The sequence below is a fragment of the Kitasatospora sp. NPDC024654 genome, assembly GCF_055559155.1.
Map to the genome: position 1 here is coordinate 7,694 of NZ_JBVHLF010000070.1, position 19,389 is coordinate 27,082.

A 19,389-nucleotide genomic window follows, 5' to 3' on the forward strand; every position below is an offset into this window, starting at 1 on the left:
TTTTTTTTGGGGGGGGGCCCCCCTCCCCCCCCCCCCCCCCCCCCCCCCCCCCCCCCCCCCCCCCCCCCCCCCCCCCCCCCCCCCCCCGGGCCGGGCCGATCGACGTCGGGTGCCCGCCGCGCGTCGGGGTGGTGGCCGGGGGCGCGCGCCCCGATCGGGTGAGTGTCACGCCAGGTGATCTGTCGTCAGACACGTTACAACCGTGGAATGGCCCTGATCCCCGCTGCCGACACCTCCCGCCCGGCCCCGTCACCGGCACCCGCCGCACCCTGCGGCCCGGCCGCCCCGCACCCCCCGGCGGACCGCCGGGTGCGGCCGCCGGACCGGTGGGGGTGGTCGTCGGCCCGGCGGGGGCGGCCGTCGGGGGCTGGTCTGCTCGCCCTGGCCACGGCCTGCGCGACCGTCTGCGTGAGCGCGTTGGCCGTGCCCGCCGCGCGGGCCCGGCCTGACGAGGGCACCACCGCGCGCGGCGTCCCGGCCAGCGCGCGGGTCCTGCAACGCCAGTTCGCGGCGGCCGCTGACGAGTTCGGCGTCCCGCGCGGCCTGCTGCTGGCCCTGGCCTACCAGGAGACCCGCTGGGAGTCCCACCAGGGCGCGCCCAGTACCACCGGCAACTACGGTGTGCTGGGACTGACCCAGGTCGACGTCGCCGCCGAGAACGCCGCCCGCCACGCCGACGGGCAGGGCGCCGCCGGTGACCTGGCGGGCGGGCCGCGCGGTGAGGACCGGCCCCACCCCGCCCACCCCGCTCACGCGGCTGTTTCCCGGCCGCGGGTCGTCGACTCCCCGGCCTTGCACACCCTCCAGGCCGCCGCGGACCTGATCCACCGTCCGGCCGCCCAACTGCGCGTCGACAGTGAGCAGAACATCCGTGGCGGCGCGGCTCTGCTGGCCTCCTACCAGCGTCAGAGCGGTGCGGCGGGCGCCGGCGACCCCGCTCGCTGGTACGCGGCCGTCGCCCGTTTCGGCCAGGCCGGTGCGGCCGGTGCGGCTGGTGGGGCTGGTGGGGCGGGTGCGGCTGGTGGGGCTGGTGGGGCGGGTGCGGCTGGCCAGGCGGGTGGGGCTGGTGGGGCTGGTGGGGTGGCTGGTCGCCTCTTCGCTGATCGTGTCTATGCCACCTTGCGTGCGGGTGTCTCGCGGAGGACCGGGGAGGGGCAGTGGCTGACCCTGCCCAAGGTGGCGGGTCTCGCCTTGCCCGAGCCGTCCCCGCTCGTGTCGTCGTCGGGCGAGGTCCCCGAGTGTCCGGCCGATCTGGGCTGTGACTTCATCCCTGCCGCGTATGCGCTGACCGATCCCGACGACCCGACGTCCTACGGCAACTACAACCCGGCTCATCGTCCCGAGGACGGCCAGCGGATCCGTTACCTGGTCATCCATGACACCGAGAGTGATTACGCGGGTGCGATCGCCTCCTTCCAGGACCCGCACGAGCAGGCCACCGCGCACTACCTGGTGCGTGCCGGCGACGGTCACGTCACCCAGCTGGTGCACACCCAGGACATCGCCTGGCACGCCGGTAACAAGACCATCAACATGCACAGCGTCGGTATCGAGCACGAGGGTTTCGCCCTGCCCACCGATCGCCCGACCTGGTACTCCGAGCAGCTGTACGAGTCCTCGGCGGCGCTGGTGCGTTACCTCGCCGGCCGGTTCGCCATCCCGCTGGACCGCCAGCACATCATCGGGCACGACGATGTTCCCGGCCCGACCCAGGACGCCGTGGCCGGCATGCACTGGGATCCCGGTACCTTCTGGGACTGGGCCCACTACCTGGAGTTGCTGCACGCCCCGTTGGGCGCCGGCACCGGCACGCCGCCGCGGCCCGGTGACACCGTGACCATCGCCCCGCCCTTCGATGCCGGTAACGAACCTCCCGTCAGCGAGGTGGCCTCCCGTCCCGAGAACTTCGTCTACCTGCGTACCCGGCCCGCCCCGGACGCCCCGCTGATCAACAACGCCACGACCGCCGCCGACGACTGGAGTGACAAGGCCGTCACCGGTGCCCGTTACGTCGTCGCCGACCAGCAGGGTGACTGGACGGCGATCTGGTACGACGGTCAGAAGTGTTGGTTCGCCAACCCGAACGGCTCGGCGGCGCGCAGCGACGGGCGCACCACCGGCTCGCCGCTGTCGGCCGCCACCGGTGTCTTCGCTGCCGCCGGTGTGCTGGCTGGCGCCGGTGAGGTGGCTCCCACGACGGTGTTGACCCCGCGCCCGGGCCTGGCCACGATCCCGGTGTACGGCCGCGCCTATCCCGAGGCCGCCGCCTACGCCCCCTATCCGGCCATCACACCGTTGCCGGTGGTGGCCCTGCGGGCGACCGTGTCGGCCGGGCAGGCGTATCTCGCCGTCGATGACACCCCCGAGCCGGCCGACTACTTCTACGACCAGAACATCAACGGGGACGCGCCGAATGATCGCACCCTGGTGGTGGGCAAGGACACCTACTACCCGATCCGCTTCAACCACCGCCTGGCGTTCCTCAAGTCCACCGACGTGCGGGCGGCCACCCGGTAGCCCGGCCCGGTCGAAGCGGCCGGAGCAGTGGAACCAGGTGCGGTGGTTGACGTTGGAGCGATTGGCCCAGCAGGACCTCGACGAGCAGGACAGGACGGGAACGGCATGCCTTTGAACGGTGAGTACGAGCCCAGCCCGCAGCAGTGGGTGCGTGACCAGGTCGAACTGTACGAGTCGTCCGGTGGCAAGGAGGGAACGACCATGCGGGGCCTGCCGGTCGTCCTGCTCACCACCCTGGGCGCGAAGACCGGCAAGATCCGCAAGACTCCGCTCATGCGGGTGGAGCACGAGGGCACCTACGCCGTCATCGCCTCCCTCGGCGGTGCCCCCACCCACCCGGTCTGGTACCACAACGTGCTCGCAGATCCGCGTGTCGAGCTCCAGGACGGGCCGGTGCGCCGGGACATGACGGCCCGGGAGGTGACGGGGGAGGAGAAGGAGCTGTGGTGGGCGCGCGCGGTCGAGGCGTTCCCCGACTACGCGGAGTACCAGAGGAAGACCGAACGGCAGATCCCCGTCCTGGTCCTGGAACGGTCCGCCACCGCGCACTGAACCGCCGGTCCCGCCGGCCCCCGCCGTCCCGTGCGTTCCGCGCGTGCGTTGCGCCCGTGCGTTTCGCCCGTTCGTGAGGAGCTCCGTGTGAACAGTGCCGCCGATCTGCTGGCCGACGCCTTCGGCCGGATCCGGGAGAGCGTCCATGAGGCGGTCGACGGCCTGAGCGTGGAGGAGCTGGCCGCGCGGGTGGATGCCAGGGCCAACACCATCGCCTGGCTGGTGTGGCACCTGACCCGGGTCCAGGACGATCACGTGGCGGACCTGGCCGGCGGCGAGCAGGTCTGGACCGCGAAGGGCTGGGCGGAGCGCTTCGCGTTGCCCTTCGCCGCCCACGCCACCGGCTACGGGCACGGCGCCAGGCAGGTCGCCGCCGTGCGCGCGCCGGCCGAGCTTTTGACGGGCTACCACGACGCGGTCCACGAGGCGACCTTGGGTTTCCTGCGCCGGTTGCGCGTCGCCGACCTCGCGCGGATCGTCGACGAGAGGTGGAGCCCGCCGGTGACGATGGGGGTGCGGCTGGTCAGCGTCATCTCGGACGATCTCCAGCACGCCGGTCAGGCCGCCTTCGTCCGCGGGCTGCTCCACCACCGCTGATCCGGCACTGTCCGCGGGCTGCTCCACCACCGCTGATCCGGCTCCGGGTGTGGCCTGCTCCACCACCGTTGAGCCGCCGGCTCCGCTCGGGGGCTGCTCCACCACCGCTGGAGCGACCGCGGGTGCGGTCTGTGCTGGCGGTGCTGGAGCAACTCCTGGCGCACCCCTCGGCTTCCGGGTGAAGCGGGGTGTGAGGTGTTCCTTAGGGGATCTTGAAGTTGTGGCCTGTCCGGCCCGTCGGGCTGGTGGCAGGCCGTAGGTTCGTGCTCGGCGGCCCGCGCGCCGGGGGGCGGCGGGCCGCCGTCCAACTGCCCTGTCCCCAGCCGCCCGTGGGAGAACGACCATGACCCAGCACCGCCGGATCAAGCGCAGGTCCACCAAGATAGCCATCGCGGCCGCCACCACCGTGCTGGCGGCGACCGTGACGCCGCTGCTCATCGGGCAGGCCAACGCGAGCGAGGACGGTGTTCAGGCGCCGGTCGCGGCCGGGACCACGTGGGTCAACTCCTGTGGCACACCGGCTCCCGGGGACACCATGGTCTGTAACGCGCTGCGGGTGACCAACACCGTCGAGCACGTCAGTCCGCTCGGTGTCGCCCGAGGTGCGGCACCCGCCGGTTATGGCCCCAGCGACCTGCGCAGTGCCTACAAGTTGCCCGCGGATGGCGGCGCGGGCCAGACGGTGGCGATCGTGGACGCCTACAACGATCCCAGTGCCGAGTCCGATCTGGCCGTCTACCGCTCGCAGTTCGGCCTGCCGGCCTGTACCAGCGCCGACGGTTGTTTCACCAAGGTCGGCCAGAGTGGCAGCAGCAGCGCGTTGCCCGCCGACAACCCGGGCTGGGCGGGGGAGATCTCCCTCGATCTCGACATGGTCTCGGCGATCGCGCCGAAGGCGCACATCCTGCTGGTCGAGGCGGACAGCGCCAGCACGGACAACCTGGGCAGTTCGGTGAACGAGGCGGTCAAGTCGGGGGCGAAGTTCGTCTCCAACAGCTACGGCGGTCCCGAGTCCGCCGAGGACACCACGTTCGACGAGAGGTACTACAACCACCCGGGTGTCGCGATCACCGCCAGCTCCGGTGACGCCGGTTTCGGTGTCGAGTACCCGGCGGCTTCGCGTTATGTCACCGCGGTCGGCGGTACCGCTCTCAAGAAGGCTGTCGGTGGGCGTGGTTGGAGTGAGAAGGCGTGGTCCACGGATGCCGCCGACGGTGCCGGGTCCGGCTGTTCGACCATCGACGCCAAGCCCGGCTGGCAGAAGGACACCGGTTGTGCGGGGCGTACCGTCGCCGATGTCGCGGCGGTCGCCGATCCGGCCACCGGGGTCGCGGTCTACCAGACGTTCGGCGGCTCCGGGTGGAACGTGTACGGCGGCACGAGTGTCGCCGCCCCGATCATCGTGGGTGTCTACGCGGACGCCGGTACCCCCACCGCCGCCTATCCGGCCGCCGACCCGTACGCGCGTCCCGGCGCTCTCAACGACGTGACCAGCGGTGCCACCGCGACCTGCACGCCGGCCTACCTCTGCACCGCCGGCAAGGGCTACGACGGCCCGACGGGCCTGGGCACCCCCAACGGCCTGGCCGCCTTCACCGGCTGACCTTCACCGGCTGACCCGGCCCCGGTCGGCCCCGGTCGGTCCCGGTCGGCGCTGACCCGGCCTCGGTCGGTCCCGGTCGGCGCTGGGCGGCGCTGGGCGGTCTCGGGTGTTCCCGGGGTGGTGGGCGGAGCTCGTCGTGGGGGCCTGGGCGATTACCTCGCTGGTCATCGACGTTGCTGTCGCGGGTGCGGCATCGTCGAGTGTCGCAGGCCGGCGCGGGGTGCGCGGGTCTGCGGCTCGAAGGGCCGTGCCGCGTGCGCCCCCGCTCCTCGCGCAGCACGGGCGGGCGTGTGGACGCACCGTCCACACGCCACGAGAACGCACCGGAGACGACGAGAGGAACCCGCCTTGTCCCGCTACGAGATCGCCGTCCAGCGCTACTTCGCCGCCTGGAACGCCCAGACGCACACGGACCGGGTGAAGGCCGTGGTCGCCGCCTTCACCGAGGACGCCACCTACACCGACCCGCTGGCCGAGGTGGCGGGGCACGAGGGCCTCGTCGCCGTGATCAGCGGTGCCCAGCAGCAGTTCCAGGGCTTGGAGTTCACGCTCACCGGCACCCCCGATGGCCACCACGACCTGCTGCGCTTCACCTGGGACCTGACCAGCAGGGCGGACGGCTCGGCGCCCGCCGCCGGCTTCGACGTGGTCACCCTGGCCGAGGACGGCCGCATCCGCCGCGTCGCCGGCTTCCTGGACCGCGTCCCCGGGGCCTGACACCCCGGCACCCCGGGCCCTTCAACCAGCCACGCCCACGCCCGCGTTCGCGTCGCGTTCAGGTTCGTGCGAGGGTCTGAAGGGCCCGGGCGGTCTGCGCGTCGGCGGGCAGGAACGTCTCGATCGCCAGCTCGCAGACGGTCACGTCCATCGGGGTGTTGAAGGTGGTCGCCGTCGAGAGGAAGGACAGCACCTGCCCGTTCACCTCGATCCTGAGCGGCAACGCGTAGCGGTACGCCTCGGCCGCGGTCGGTGCCTGGTCCGGCCGTGGGCGCCCGCAGCCGGCGCCGCCCGGGGTGCTGTCGGGCATCGGGTAGGCCGCGACCTCCTCGTACAGCGCGCGCAGCGCGGGCAGGGGGCGCATCGTGAGCTGGTCCTGGATCCGTTCCAGCAGGTGACCGCGCCACTGGGCCAGGTTGCGGATGCGCGGTGCCAGGCCCTGGGGGTGCAGGGTGAGCCGCATGGCGTTCATCGTGGGCCGCAGCAGGTGCCCGGGTACCTCGCCCAGCAGCAGCTGGATCCCGCGGTTGGCGCTGACGATGTCGTAGCCGGCGTCCATGACCAGGGCGGGATTGGGCTCGTGGGCCGCCAGCAGGCTCTCCAGCGTGGTGCGCAGCGCGCGCATCGCCGGGTCCCCCAGCGGGGTCTGCCGGAAGGCGGGTGCGTAACCCGCCGCGAGTAGCAGGGTGTTGCGCTCGCGTACCGGGACCTTGAGGTGCTCGGCCAGCCGCAGCACCATGGCCTGGCTGGGCTTGGCGCGCCCGGTCTCGATGAAGCTGATGTGCCGGGCCGAACTGTCGGCCTTGAGGGCCAGTTCGAGCTGGCTGATGCGTCGGCGCTCCCGCCAGCCGCGCAGCAGCGTTCCCACCGTGACGTCGTCGGTGCTGTGGGCGATGGCGGCCGTCATGGCGTCGACGATATCCGATGCCGCGCAACCGCCCTGGCGCGCCGCCTCGGTGGGCGTGCGGCGGTGCCGGCCGGATCGAGGACACCGGGGGCGGTGTGTTCCCCGGCCGTGCCGGTGCCGGCCGCGGGTGTCCCCGGGCGGGCCTGCCGAGCGCGTGTTCCCGGCGCGCGCCCCGCCAGGTGCCGGCTGCCGCTGCCGTCACCGGCGGCGGGTCACCTCAGGTCGATGCTCCAGTGGTTGGCGCGCAGCGCCCGGCCGGCGAAGGGCACCGTGAGGGTCTCGTGGCAGGTGAAGCCGAGCGCGCGGCGGATCCCGTTGGAGGGGCCGTTGGTCACCGCGGGGTAGGCGTGCACCGGGCCCCAGCGGCCGTCGGCGCGGGCGAGGTCGAGCAGCGTGCCGGCGGCCAGTGTGGCCAGATGGCGGCCCTGGAAGGCGGGCAGCACCATCCAGCCGATCTCGCTGAACGGCCCGGCCCCGCCCGCGCCGGCCCCGTGACCCGCGCCGCCGCCCGTGTCCGTGTCCTCGTTCTCGTTCTCGTGGGTCCACAGGACGACCGTGCCCGCCACCACCTCGGGGCGGGTCTCGTCCGGGATGATCATCTTGATCCACGCGCGGTCGGCCGCCGCGTCGCGCGCATCACGCTCGACCTTGGCGGCGATGCCCGCGCGCGGCAGCGGACCGCCGAGCTCGGCCATCATCGCCGGGTCGCACCGCAGGCGCAGGTAGACCTCGACGTCCGCGGGGGTGAACCTGACATCGCGCAGCCGCATTCGATCCTCCGCCCGTCCATCGACGCCGAGCACCGGGATCGTCAACCCGCGCTCCCCGCAGGCCAGTTTACGACCGGCGGTCCAAGGCGCGGGCTGGGCCCGTCGCCCGGGTGCGGCCACTCCACCCACCCCGATCCGTGTGACGTGGATCACCCTAGAATTATTCCTTCGCGAAGGTATTGTTTTGCTTCGGCTTCCGCCGGACGGCGACCTCTGGAAGGACACAGGGTGGACGAGGACATGGCGCGACACGGGTTCGACCACGTGATGGCGGCGGTGGCCGTCTATCTGCACCGCCACACCCAGGGCGGTGATGTCACGGTCGGCGCGCCGGCGTTGACGCTGTGGCTGGATCCGGCGCTGACCTTCGAGGACGTCGTGGCGCGGGTGCGCGAGCGGTTCGCGGCCCCGCGCTACGGGCACGAGGACCTGTGCCGGGACCTGGCGCCGGTGCTCGCGCAGCCGGGGGCCGCGGAACTCCCCGACCACCTGGCCCGCCTGACGCGCCTGCTCGATCAGCTGACCGCCCACCCCACCGCCCCGATCGGCCGCTTCGACCTGCTGCTCCCCGCCGAGGCCGCCCTGCTGGAGGAGCAGCACGCCACCGCGCACCCGGTGCCCGCGTGCACGCTCGCCGACCTGATCGAGGCGCAGGTGGCGCGCACCCCGCACGTGGAGGCGGTGCGCACGGCCGAGGCCACGCTCGACTTCGAGGAGCTGAACCGGCGGGCCAACCGGCTGGCCCGGTTGCTCGCGGCGCGCGGCGCGGGCCCGCGGCGCACGGTGGCGATCGCCCTGCCGCGCTCGGCGCAGTGGGTGGTGGCGATGGTGGCGGTCCTCAAGTGCGGTGCGGCATACGTGCCGTTGGACCTCGACCACCCGGTGGGCCGGCTGGCGGCGGTACTGGCGGACACCGAGCCCGTGGTCGTGCTCACCGACCACGCGGGCCAGGGCGCCGTCACGCACGCCCACCCGGACCTCACCACGCTGGTGCTGGAGGACCGCGGCGCCGAACTGCGGCACCTGGCCGACACCGACCCCACCGACGGCGAGCTGTCCGGCGGCCGGGCGCGCCCCGGTGACGCGGCGTACGTCATCCACACCTCCGGCACCACCGGCCGGCCCAAGGGCGTGGTCGTCTCGCACGCCGCGATCTGCAACCGGCTGCTGTGGATGCGTCAGGCCTACGGGATCGAGGTGGGCGAGACGATCCTGCACAAGACCCCGTGCGGGTTCGACGTGTCCGTGTGGGAGCTGCTGCTGCCGTTGATCAGCGGCGCGACACTGGTCGCCGCCCGCCCGGGCGGGCACCAGGACCCGGCCTACCTGGCCACGCTGATCCGCCGGGAACGGGTCACCACCGCCCACTTCGTGCCCGCCGTGCTCCAGGCCTGCCTCGAGGACCCGAAGCGCTGGCAGGACACGCGACTGCGCCGGATCATCTGCAGCGGCGAGGCACTGCCCACCGAACTGGCCGCCCGCGCCGCCCAGATCACCGGCGCCGACGTCCACAACCTGTACGGGCCCACCGAGGCCGCCGTGGACGTGACCGCCTGGCAGTACTCGCCGGCGGACACCACACCGACCGTCCCGATCGGCCGCCCGGTGTGGAACACCCGCACCCACGTGCTGGACGCGGCGCTGCGCCCGGTGGCGCCGGGTGTGGTGGGCGAGCTCTACCTGGCCGGGGACCAGCTCGCGGACGGCTACCTGAACCAGGAAGCCCTGACCGCCCAGCGGTTCGTCGCCGACCCGTTCGGCGCACCCGGTGAGCGGATGTACCGCACCGGCGACCTGGTGCGTCGACTGCCCGGCGGCGAGCTGGAGTTCGTCGGGCGCGCGGACGCGCAGATCAAGCTGCGGGGGGTTCGGATCGAGCCGGCCGGGATCGAGGCGGCCCTGCTCGCCCACCCGGGCGTCGGCGCGGCGGTGGTGCTGCTGCGCGAGGACCGCCCCGGTCACCCGTACCTGGCCGCCTACGTCGTCCCCCACCCCCACACCGATGCCGCCCCCGACGCTGACGCCGGGGCCGGCCGGGGCGGTGGGCCCCAGGCGTGGCGGGCGCATCTGGAGCGGCTGCTGCCCGCCGCGATGGTGCCGGGCGTCTTCGTCACCCTGGAGCGGCTGCCGACCACCGTCAACGGCAAACTGGACCGCTCGGCCCTGCCCGCCCCCCAGAACCCCGCCGGCGGCACACAGCCCCACACCCCCCGACAGCGCGCCCTGTGCACGCTGTTCGCCCAGGCGCTGGGCCTGCCACAGACCGGCCCCGAGGACAACTTCCTCGCCCTGGGCGGGCATTCGCTGACCGCGGCACGCCTGGCCACCTTGGTGCGCGCCGAACTCGGCGTGGAACTGTCCATCCGCGACCTGTACGCCCACCCCACCCCCGCCGCCCTCGCCGAGCGCCTCACCCACGCGCCCGCCGCCCTGCCGCCGCTGCTCGCGCTGCCCCGCCCCGCCCGCATCCCGCTCTCCGCGACCCAGGCCAGCCTGTGGTTCCTGGAGCAGCTGGAAGGCACCACCCCCACCTACAACATGCCGCTGGTCCTGCGCCCCCACCACGCGCTGGACACCGCCGCGCTGCGCGCCGCCCTCGCCGACCTCACCGACCGGCACGAGATCCTGCGCACCCGCCTGACCGTCCTGGACGCCACCCCGTACCAGGACATCGCCGCCCCGGGCACACTCCACCCCGAACTGCGGGTCATCGACTGCCCGAGCACCGAGATCGCCCGCCACGTCGCCGCCGCCGCCCACCACCGCTTCGACCTGCGAGGCGACGCCCCCCTGTGGGCCGCCCTCTACGGCAGCACCGTGGGTGAGCAGGTGCTGGTGATCGTGCTGCACCACATCGCCGGTGACGGCTGGTCACTGCGCCCCCTGGCACACGACCTGTCCACCGCCTACGCCGCCCGCCTGGCCGGCCACGCCCCCACCTGGCCACCACTGCCCGTCCAGTACGCCGACTACGCCCTGTGGCAGCGCGAGAACCTCACCGAACTGACCCGGCGCCAACTCGACTTCTGGAAGCAGACCCTGCACGACCTGCCCCAGCAGATCCCGCTCCCCACCGGCCACACCCCCCACACCCCCGACAGCGCCGCCAGCGGCCCGGGCGGCCAGCACACCATGACGCTGGAGGCGGACCTGCACCACGCGTTGCTGCGCCTGGCCCGTGAGTGCGAGGCCAGCTTGTTCATGGTCCTGCACGGCGCGCTGGCGGCCCTGCTCACGCTCGCCGGCGCCGGCACCGACATCCCCATCGGCACCCCCGTCGCCGCCCGCCCGATGAGCGCACTGGACGAGCTCATCGGCCACTTCGCCAACACCCTGGTGCTGCGCCTGGACACCGGCGGCAACCCGCGCTTCGAGGAACTGCTGGACCGCGTCAAGGCGGTGGACCTGGCCGCCTACGACCACCAGTACCTGCCCTTCGAGCAGCTGGTCGCCGAGCTGAACCCGCCGCGCGTGGCCGGCCGCCACCCGCTGTTCCAGGTGATGCTCGCCCTGCAGAACAACGCGAACGCCGAACTGCGCCTGGGCCAGGAGGCGTTGCCCCTCGAGGTGGGGCACACCGCGACCGCGAAGTTCGACCTGTTCGTCAACGCCGTCGAACGCCACGGCGCCGATGGCACCCCCGGCGGCATCGAGGTACGGATCGACTACCGCGCCGAACTGTTCGAACCGGCCGCCGTCGCACGCCTCGGCCAGCTGTGGCAGGCCCTGCTGGACGCGATCGCCGCCGACCCCACCCACCGCCTGGCCGACCTGGCCGACCCGGCCGACCTGGCCGACCTGTCCACCGCGCCGCGGCCGGAGGACCCGAGCACCACCTGGAACACCGCGCCCCCCGTGCTCGACCACCTGCTCGCCCACGACGGCATCCGCGACGGCGCGCACCTGGCACCTGCCACCGGCGGCCAAAGCGTCGTGGTGGCCGTCCCCACCCACGCCGGCGCCCTGCGCGGCGCCACCCAGGCCCTCGCCGGCCACCGCGTTGTCGCCGTCACGGACCTGCCACGCACCCCGCAAGGCGCCGTCGACGAGGCCGCGCTGCGCCGGCTGCCACTGATCGACGAACAGCTGGCCGACACCTGGCAACACCACCTCGCCCAGCTGCCCGGCGTCCTGTCCGCCCACGTCACCCTGGAGGTGGACACCCCCGAGATCGCCCCGCTGGCGTTCACCACCAGCACCGCCCACCCCACCGCCGCCGAGCTGCCCCCCACCACGCCACCGGCGCGGGCGGGCCGCGCCCCGGCCTCGCTCAGCGCGGGCCCCCACCTGCCCGAACCGGACGTGCACGTCCTGGCCGAGGTGCTGCGCAGGGCCGCCCACAGCGGACCGCAGGCCGAGGTGGTGCACGTCCTCACCGACGGCACCACGGTCCGCGACAGCTACGCGAGCCTGCTCACCCAGGCCCACCACGTGCTCGGCGGCCTACGCCAGCGCGGCCTCGAGCCCGGGGACGCGGTCATCCTGCAGTGCGACGACAACCGGGACTTCCTGGCCGCCCTGTGGGGCTGCGTGCTGGGCGGCTTCGTCGCCGTCCCCCTGACCGTGCCCACCTCCTACCACACCCCCTCCGCCGCCCGCGCCAAACTGGCGGGCGTCCACCGGATGCTCCACCACCCCTGGGTGATCACCACACCCGACCACCAGGACGCCCTCGCCCAGCTCCTGGCCCCCCAGGACGCGGGCGACCCGCAGCCGCGCCTGGCCACCGTGCAGGAACTGCGCACCGCCGAACCCGACCCCCACATCCACCCCGCCCGCGGCGAGGACACCGTGCTGATGCTGCTGACCTCCGGCAGCACCGGCCTGCCCAAGGCGGTACGCCTGAGCCACCGCAACATCGTGACCCGCTGCGCCGCCACCGCCGCCGTCAACGCCCTCACCCACACCGAGACGACGCTGAACTGGATCCCCCTGGACCACGTCACCGGCGTGGTCATGTTCCACCTGCGCGACGTCTACCTCACCTGCCGCCAGATCCACGCCCCCACCGCCTGGGTGCTCGCCGACCCGCTGCGCTGGCTCGACCTGGCCCACCAGCACGCCGTCACCGTCAGCTGGGCCCCCAACTTCGCCTTCGGCCTGGTCGCCGAACACGCCCACCGCATGACCGAGCGCACCTGGGACCTGTCACGACTGCGGCTGCTCACCAACGCCGGCGAGGTCGTCGTCCCCACCACCGCCCGCCGCTTCCTGACCCTGCTGGCCCCCCACGGACTGCCGCAGAGCGCGATGCACCCCGGCTGGGGCATGTCCGAGACCTCCTCGGTCGTCACGGACGCCGAACTGCCCGCCACCCCCGCCCCGGACGAAGGCGCCGTGGTCAGCTGCGGCCGCCCCTACCCCGGCTTCGCGATGCGCGTCGTCGACGACAACGACCACATCGTCGACGAAGGCACCCCCGGCCGCCTCCAGGTCCGCGGCACCACGGTGACCCGCGGCTACCACGACAACCCCGAACAGAACGCCGAGGCCTTCACCACCGAGGGCTGGTTCGAGACCGGCGACCTCGCCTACCTGCGCGACGGGGAACTGTATCTGACCGGCCGCGCCAAAGACGTCATCATCATCAACGGCGTCAACCACTACAGCCACGAGATCGAGGCCATCGCCGAGGAACTCCCCTTCGTCGAACGCTCCTTCACCGCCGCCTGCGCCGTGCGCACCGACCCCGCCGCCAGCACGGACGAGCTCGCCCTGTTCGTCCACCTCACCCCCGGCCACGACGAGGCCACCGCCCTGGCCGAACTACGCGCCAAGATCACCCGCGAGAGCGGCATCAGCCCCGCCCACCTCATCCCCGTCACCGCCGACGACATCCCCAAGACCGAGATCGGCAAGATCCAACGCACCCTGCTCCGCCGCCGCTTCGAAGCCGGCCAGTACGACCAGACGATCCACCGCGTCCAACACCTGCTGGGCGGCGCGACCACCGTGCCCGACTGGTTCCTGCACCCCGTCTGGCAACGCGCCCACCTCACCCCCACCACCACCCGCCCCACCGGCCCCGTCCTGCTGCTCACCCCCACCCCGGACACCCAGGCCGACCAACTGGCCGAGCACCTGCGGGCAGCGGGCCGACTGTGCACCGTGGTCTCCTTCGACGACCACCCCCACCGCCACGACGCCGCCACCTACCAACTGCGCCCCGACGCCGTCGAGGACTGGTCCACCCTGCTGGACCAGCTCGCCGCCGACGACCGCACCCCCCAGGCCGTCCTGCACCTGACCACCCCCCACCTGCCGGACAGCCCCACCACCCTCCACAAGGCCCAACAGGCCGGCGCCGAAGCCCTGTTGTGCCTGACCAAAGCCCTGGCCGCGCACCGCGAGGACCCCACACCCATCGCCATCCACCTGGTCACCCAGGGCGCCTTCGCCCTCCAGGACGGCGAACAGCCCACCTACACGCACGCCACCGCCGGCGCCCTGCTCAAGAGCCTGCGAGCCGAACTGCCCTGGCTGACCGGCCGCCACATCGACCTCGACACCCCCGACACCGAAGCGCTGCTCGCCGAAATCCACACCCCCACCACCGACCCCGACGTCGCCTACCGCGCAGGGCAACGCTGGGTACGCCGCCTGGCCCCCCTGCCCGGGCCGCTGCCGCCCGCCCCCGCCCACCTGCCCGGCACCCCGGGCGGATTCCACGTCATCAGCGGCGGCCTGGGCGCCCTCGCCCGCGAGATCGCCGACCACCTGCTCACCCACCCCCACACCCACCTGCTGCTCCTCGGCCGCACCCCCCTGCCCCCCGAAGCCGACTGGCCCGCACACATCGCCACCGGCTCCGACCTCGGCCAACGCCTGGCCGCCCTGCGCACCCTGCGCGAGAAGGGCACGGTGCGCTACACCGCCACCGACGTCACCGACCAGCACCAGGTCCACGCCGCCATCACCCAAGCCGGCCAGGACTGGGGCCGCCCGCTCGCCGCGATCTTCCACCTGGCCGGCCACTTCGAACAGAAACCCGCCCTGGAGTACGACCTGGACCAGTGGCGCCACGCCCTGGCCGCCAAGGTCACCGGCGGCTGGATCCTCGCCCGCCTGGCCGCCGAACAGCCAGGTGCCGCGTTCATCGCCCTCTCCTCCGTCAACGGATTCTTCGGCGGCGCCCTCAGCAGCGCCTACGCCGCCGCCAACGCCTTCCTCGACGCCCTGGCCACCCACCACCGCCACACCACGAACACCGACGCCCACAGCCTGGCCTTCAGCCGCTTCGACGCCCTCGGCATGAGCCGCACCCACACCCTGACCGCCCTCACCGAAGCCCGCGGCTACCGCACCGTGGACCTGACCGGCGGACTGCGCAGCCTGCGCGCGGCCCTCGCCCTGCCCCAGGCCCACCTGCTGATCGGCGCCGACCGCGCCGCCACCTGGGTGGGCAGCCACGTGCTGGCCCCCGCCCGCCCCCTGCACCGCCTCACCGCCCGCCTCGCCCTGGCCGACGACACCGACCTCACCGCCCTGACCCACGCCGCCACCCACAGCGCCCAACAGATCGGCGCCGGCCACCACTGGACCCTGCGCACCGCCGGCACCCCCCACACCGACACCACCCCCGCGAACGGCCAGGCCGCCCCACAGCGCCGCCACGAACTGGAACAGCAGCTGACCGCGATCTGGAGCGAGGTCCTGGGCAAACACGTCGAACCCGGCGACAACTTCTTCGACCTCGGCGGCAGCTCCCTGCTCCTGCTGCGCGCCCACACCCTGCTCAACGAACGCCTGGGCAGCGACCTGACCGTGGTGGACCTGTTCGCCCACCCCACCATCCACTCCCTCGCCACCCACCTGGCCCCCACCCAGCCACCCACCCCCCAGCCGGGCGCCACCACACCACCGCCCGCCGCCCGCCGCCCCCAAGGGCGCGCCACACCGCGCCGCCCCCGCCCCTCGCGCCGCCCGGACACCGAAGGGACCACCCACCATGTCTGACGCCACCGCCAGCGGTCCCGGCGCCGACGACGGCGACCAGGCCTACGACATCGCCGTCATCGGCCTGGCCGCCCGCCTGCCCGGCGCCACCGACGCCACCGAGTTCTGGGACCTGCTCGCCACCGGCCGCGACGCGAGCCGACCCATCAGCGACCAGGAGTTCCTGGCCGCCGGCGGCGACCCGGCGGACCTGGAGGACCCCTCGCTGGTACGGCGGATCTCGACCGTCGAGGGCATCGAGGAGTTCGACGCCGCGTTCTTCAACCTCAGCCCGGCCGACGCCGAACTCCTCGACCCACAACAGCGCCTGCTCCTCGAATGCGCCTACCACGCCCTCGAGGACGCCGGCCACGCCACCACGGCCGAGGACCCCGAGGACCCCCAGGCACCGATCGTGGGCGTCTACGCGGGCGCGGACGACAGCCACTACTACCCGGCCCACGTCCACCCCCGCTTCGCCCACCGCCCCTCCTCGGTGGCCGCCACCCACGCCGCGATCAGCAACTCCCTGGGCGCCCTCGCCACCCGCCTCTCCTACCACCTCGGCCTGACCGGACCCAGCCTGACCGTCCAGACCACCTGCTCCACCGCCCTGGTCGCCCTGCACACCGCCTGCCAGGAACTCCTCGCCTACCACTGCGACATCGCACTGACCGCCGCCGCCAGCATCAACACCTCCGCCCCCCTGGGCTACCACCACACCCCCGACGGCCCCTTCTCCCCGGACGGCCGCATCCGCGCCTTCGACGCGAACGCCCAAGGCACCGCGGACGGCAACGGCGTGGGCGTGGTCGTCCTCAAACGCCTGGAAGACGCCCTCGCCGACGGCGACCGCATCCGGGCCGTCATCAAGGGCAGCGCCGTCAACAACGACGGCCGCCGCAAGGTCGGCTTCACCGCACCCAGCCTCCAAGGCCAGCACGAAGTGATCCTGCGGGCCCAACAGGCCGCCGGCATCGACGCCGACACGATCGGCTACGTCGAGGCCCACGGCACCGGCACCCGACTCGGCGACCCGATCGAAGTAGCCGCCCTGACCACCGCGTTCCGCACCACCACCACGCGCCGCCAGTACTGCGCGCTCGGCTCGGTGAAGACCAACATCGGCCACCTGGGCGCCGCCGCCGGCATGGCCGGCCTCCTCAAGGCGGTCCTGGCCCTGGAACACCAGGCCATCCCACCCAACCTGCACTTCGAGAACCCCAACCCACTGATCGACTTCACCACCAGCCCCTTCTACGTCCCCACCACCCTCACCCCCTGGCCCCACACCGGCAGCCCACGCCGGGCCGCGGTGAGCGCGTTCGGCGTGGGCGGCACCAACGCCCACGTCATCCTCGAAGAAGCCCCCCACCACCCCACCCCACCCGCACCGCCCGCACCGCAGGACCGCCCAAGGATCCTCCCGCTGTCCGCCCGCACCCCCACCGCGCTGCGCCAAGCGGCCACCGACCTGGCCGAGCACCTCACCACCCACCCCCACCAGGCCCTCGCCGACATCGCCCACAGCCTGCGCGTCCAGCGCCCACCGATGCCACACCGCACCGCCGTGGTCGCCACCACCACCCTCGAGGCCACCCACCTCCTGAACGCCCCGCTGCCCACCCACACCGCGACCAGCACACCGGCACCCGTGGCCTTCCTCCTGCCCGGCGGCGGCACCCAGTACGTCGGCATGGGCGCCGGCCTCTACCGCGACATCCCCCTCTACCGCGAGACCATCGACGACTGCGCCCGCATCCTCACCCCCCACCTGGCCCGCGACCTGCGCACCGACCTGTTCCAGCACACCGAACCCGGCAGCATCGAGGCGTTCCTGTCCCTGGTCGCCACCCAGTACGCGCTGGCCCGCACCCTGATCGCACACGGCGTGCGACCCGCCGCCCTGATCGGACACTCCCTGGGCGAATACACCGCCGCGTGCCTGGCCGGCGTGCTCTCCCTGGACCAGATGCTGCCCCTGGTCGCCACCCGCCTGCGCCTGATCATCGCCGCCGGCGGCGCCACCACCAGCGTCGCCCTGGGCGAGGCGGACCTGGCCGGCTACCTCACCGACGACCTGTCACTGGCCGCCGTCAACGGCCCCACCGCCTGCACGGTCGCCGGACCCGACGGCGCGATCGCCGCCCTGGAAGCCAAACTGACCGCCAACGACATCACCCACCGCCGACTGCGGATGCCCGCCGCCGCGCACTCACTGATGCTCGACCCCGTCCTGGACACCTTCGCCACCGCCCTCGAGGCCGTCGACCTCCACCCCCCGCGCATCCCCTACATCACCAACGTCACCGGCACCTGGACCACCGACGCCCAGGCACGCGACACCGGACACTGGCTCGCCCACACCCGCCACACCGTCCGCTTCGCCGACGGCATCACCACCCTGTGCCAGACCCGGACACCCCTGCTGCTGGAAGTCGGCCCCGGCACCGTCCTGACCGCCCTCGCCCGAACCACCCCGGCCGCCACCGACGCCACCACGCTGGCGACCATGCGACACGCCAAGGCCGAGCGCCCCGACACCCAGGTCCTCGGCGAAGCCCTCGCCCAACTGTGGAGCACCGGGCTGCCCATCGACCTGACCACCTTCAACGGCGACCACACCCACAACCGCCGGGTACCGCTGCCCCCCTACCCCTTCGACCGCCACCGCCACTGGATCCCCGCCCCCCACACCACCCAGGCCCCCACCACCCAGGCACCCGCCCCCACCGAACCGCCCCGCCTGCAGACCCGGGCACCGCGCCCCCACCTCGCCGCCCCCTACACCCCACCGACCACCACCCTGGAACGCCTGGTCACCGACCACTGGGAACAGGTCCTCGCCATCTCCGGGATCGGCACCAGGGACAACTTCTTCGACCTCGGCGGCGACTCGATGCGCGCCGTCCTGCTCACCAGCCAACTGCGCACCGCCGGCGTCCTCGACATCCCCGTCACCCGCCTGCTCGCCACCCCCACCATCGCCGCCCTGACCGCCGACACCACGGACCACGACGGCGCGCTGGCCCCCGTGCTGGCACTACGCGCCGAAGGCACCAAACGCCCGCTGTTCTGCGTGCACCCCAGCATCGGCACCGCCTGGTGCTACACCGCCCTGCTCCCCAGGCTCGGCCCCGACCAGCCCGTCTACGGACTCCAGGCCCACGGACTCGACGGCCACCACACGCCCGCCGAGCACGCCGACCAGATGGTGCGCGACTACCTCGCCCACCTGCGCGCCATCCAGCCACACGGCCCCTACCGGCTGCTCGGCGGCTCCTACGGCGGCATGGTGGCGCACGCGATGGCCACCGAACTGCGCCGTCAGGGCGAGCAGGTGGAACTGCTGGCGATGATGGACAGCCCGCTTCCCTCACACCTCGCCCAACTCCCCGTCCCCACAGCCGAGGAAGCCCAGCGGCAGGTGGAGGCGATCCTCACCGGCGACGGCTCCACGCTGCCGCTGGGGCCCGAGGACGTGCGGGCGATGGCTCGGGTCTTCGCCAACAACCTCCGGATCAGCCCCGGCTTCACCCCGGCCCTCCTCGACGGCGACCTGCTCTTCTTCACCGCCACCGACCACGGCACCATCCCCCAGGGCCTGCCCGCCCCCACCCGCGCAACCGCCGCCCAGCCGCTGGCCACCGCCTGGCAACAGCACCTCACCGGCGCCGTGCACAACCACCAACTCACCTGCGGCCACTACGAGATGACCCGCCCCGAGCACATCGCCCAGGTCGGCCGGACACTCGCCCACGCCCTTGCCGCACTCGACCGGAAGGACTGAC

The 19,389-nt window shown here is 73.3% G+C and carries 9 protein-coding genes; 7 read left to right on the forward strand and 2 right to left on the reverse strand.

The window, feature by feature from the left end; genetic code table 11:
- The first annotated feature begins 207 nt into the window (after positions 1 to 207).
- From ACZ38L_RS30035 to ACZ38L_RS30055, 5 genes are all read left to right on the forward strand, one after another.
- Positions 208 to 2,517: an N-acetylmuramoyl-L-alanine amidase gene (locus ACZ38L_RS30035; RefSeq protein ID WP_465699101.1), complete on the forward strand. Its 2,310-nt coding sequence runs from the start codon at positions 208 to 210 to the stop codon at positions 2,515 to 2,517.
- 105 nt (positions 2,518 to 2,622) lie between these two features.
- Entirely contained in the window at positions 2,623 to 3,069 is a 447-nt protein-coding gene (locus ACZ38L_RS30040) for a nitroreductase family deazaflavin-dependent oxidoreductase (RefSeq protein ID WP_465699104.1), read from the forward strand.
- Positions 3,070 to 3,156: 87 nt separating this feature from the next.
- A complete protein-coding gene (locus tag ACZ38L_RS30045) occupies positions 3,157 to 3,666 on the forward strand; it encodes a mycothiol transferase (RefSeq protein WP_465699106.1) in 510 nt (169 codons plus the stop codon).
- A gap of 343 nt (positions 3,667 to 4,009) precedes the next feature.
- Positions 4,010 to 5,269: a S53 family peptidase gene (locus ACZ38L_RS30050; RefSeq protein ID WP_465699108.1), complete on the forward strand. Its 1,260-nt coding sequence runs from the start codon at positions 4,010 to 4,012 to the stop codon at positions 5,267 to 5,269.
- A 348-nt stretch (positions 5,270 to 5,617) separates the two neighbouring features.
- A complete protein-coding gene (locus ACZ38L_RS30055) occupies positions 5,618 to 5,986 on the forward strand; it encodes a nuclear transport factor 2 family protein (RefSeq protein WP_465699110.1) in 369 nt (122 codons plus the stop codon).
- A 58-nt stretch (positions 5,987 to 6,044) separates the two neighbouring features.
- Here the strand turns inward: ACZ38L_RS30055 and ACZ38L_RS30060 are convergent, their stop codons facing one another.
- Both ACZ38L_RS30060 and ACZ38L_RS30065 read right to left on the reverse strand, forming a co-directional pair.
- Positions 6,045 to 6,893 carry a helix-turn-helix domain-containing protein gene (locus ACZ38L_RS30060; RefSeq protein ID WP_465699112.1) on the reverse strand — a complete coding sequence of 283 codons (849 nt, stop codon included), beginning with the start codon at positions 6,891 to 6,893 and terminating at the stop codon, positions 6,045 to 6,047.
- A 212-nt stretch (positions 6,894 to 7,105) separates the two neighbouring features.
- A complete protein-coding gene (locus ACZ38L_RS30065) occupies positions 7,106 to 7,663 on the reverse strand; it encodes a GNAT family N-acetyltransferase (protein WP_465699114.1) in 558 nt (185 codons plus the stop codon).
- Positions 7,664 to 7,891: 228 nt separating this feature from the next.
- Between ACZ38L_RS30065 and ACZ38L_RS30070 the strand changes: the two genes are divergently transcribed.
- Together ACZ38L_RS30070 and ACZ38L_RS30075 are read left to right on the forward strand one after the other, a co-directional pair.
- Positions 7,892 to 15,619 (forward strand): amino acid adenylation domain-containing protein, encoded by a 7,728-nt coding sequence (locus ACZ38L_RS30070; protein ID WP_465699117.1) that lies wholly within the window; start codon positions 7,892 to 7,894, stop codon positions 15,617 to 15,619.
- The gene (locus ACZ38L_RS30075; RefSeq protein ID WP_465699119.1) at positions 15,612 to 19,388 is read left to right on the forward strand and encodes a type I polyketide synthase; all 3,777 of its coding nucleotides are present in this window, start codon (positions 15,612 to 15,614) and stop codon (positions 19,386 to 19,388) included. The genes ACZ38L_RS30070 and ACZ38L_RS30075 overlap by 8 nt, the downstream gene beginning before the upstream one ends.
- The last annotated feature ends 1 nt before the right edge of the window (position 19,389 follow it).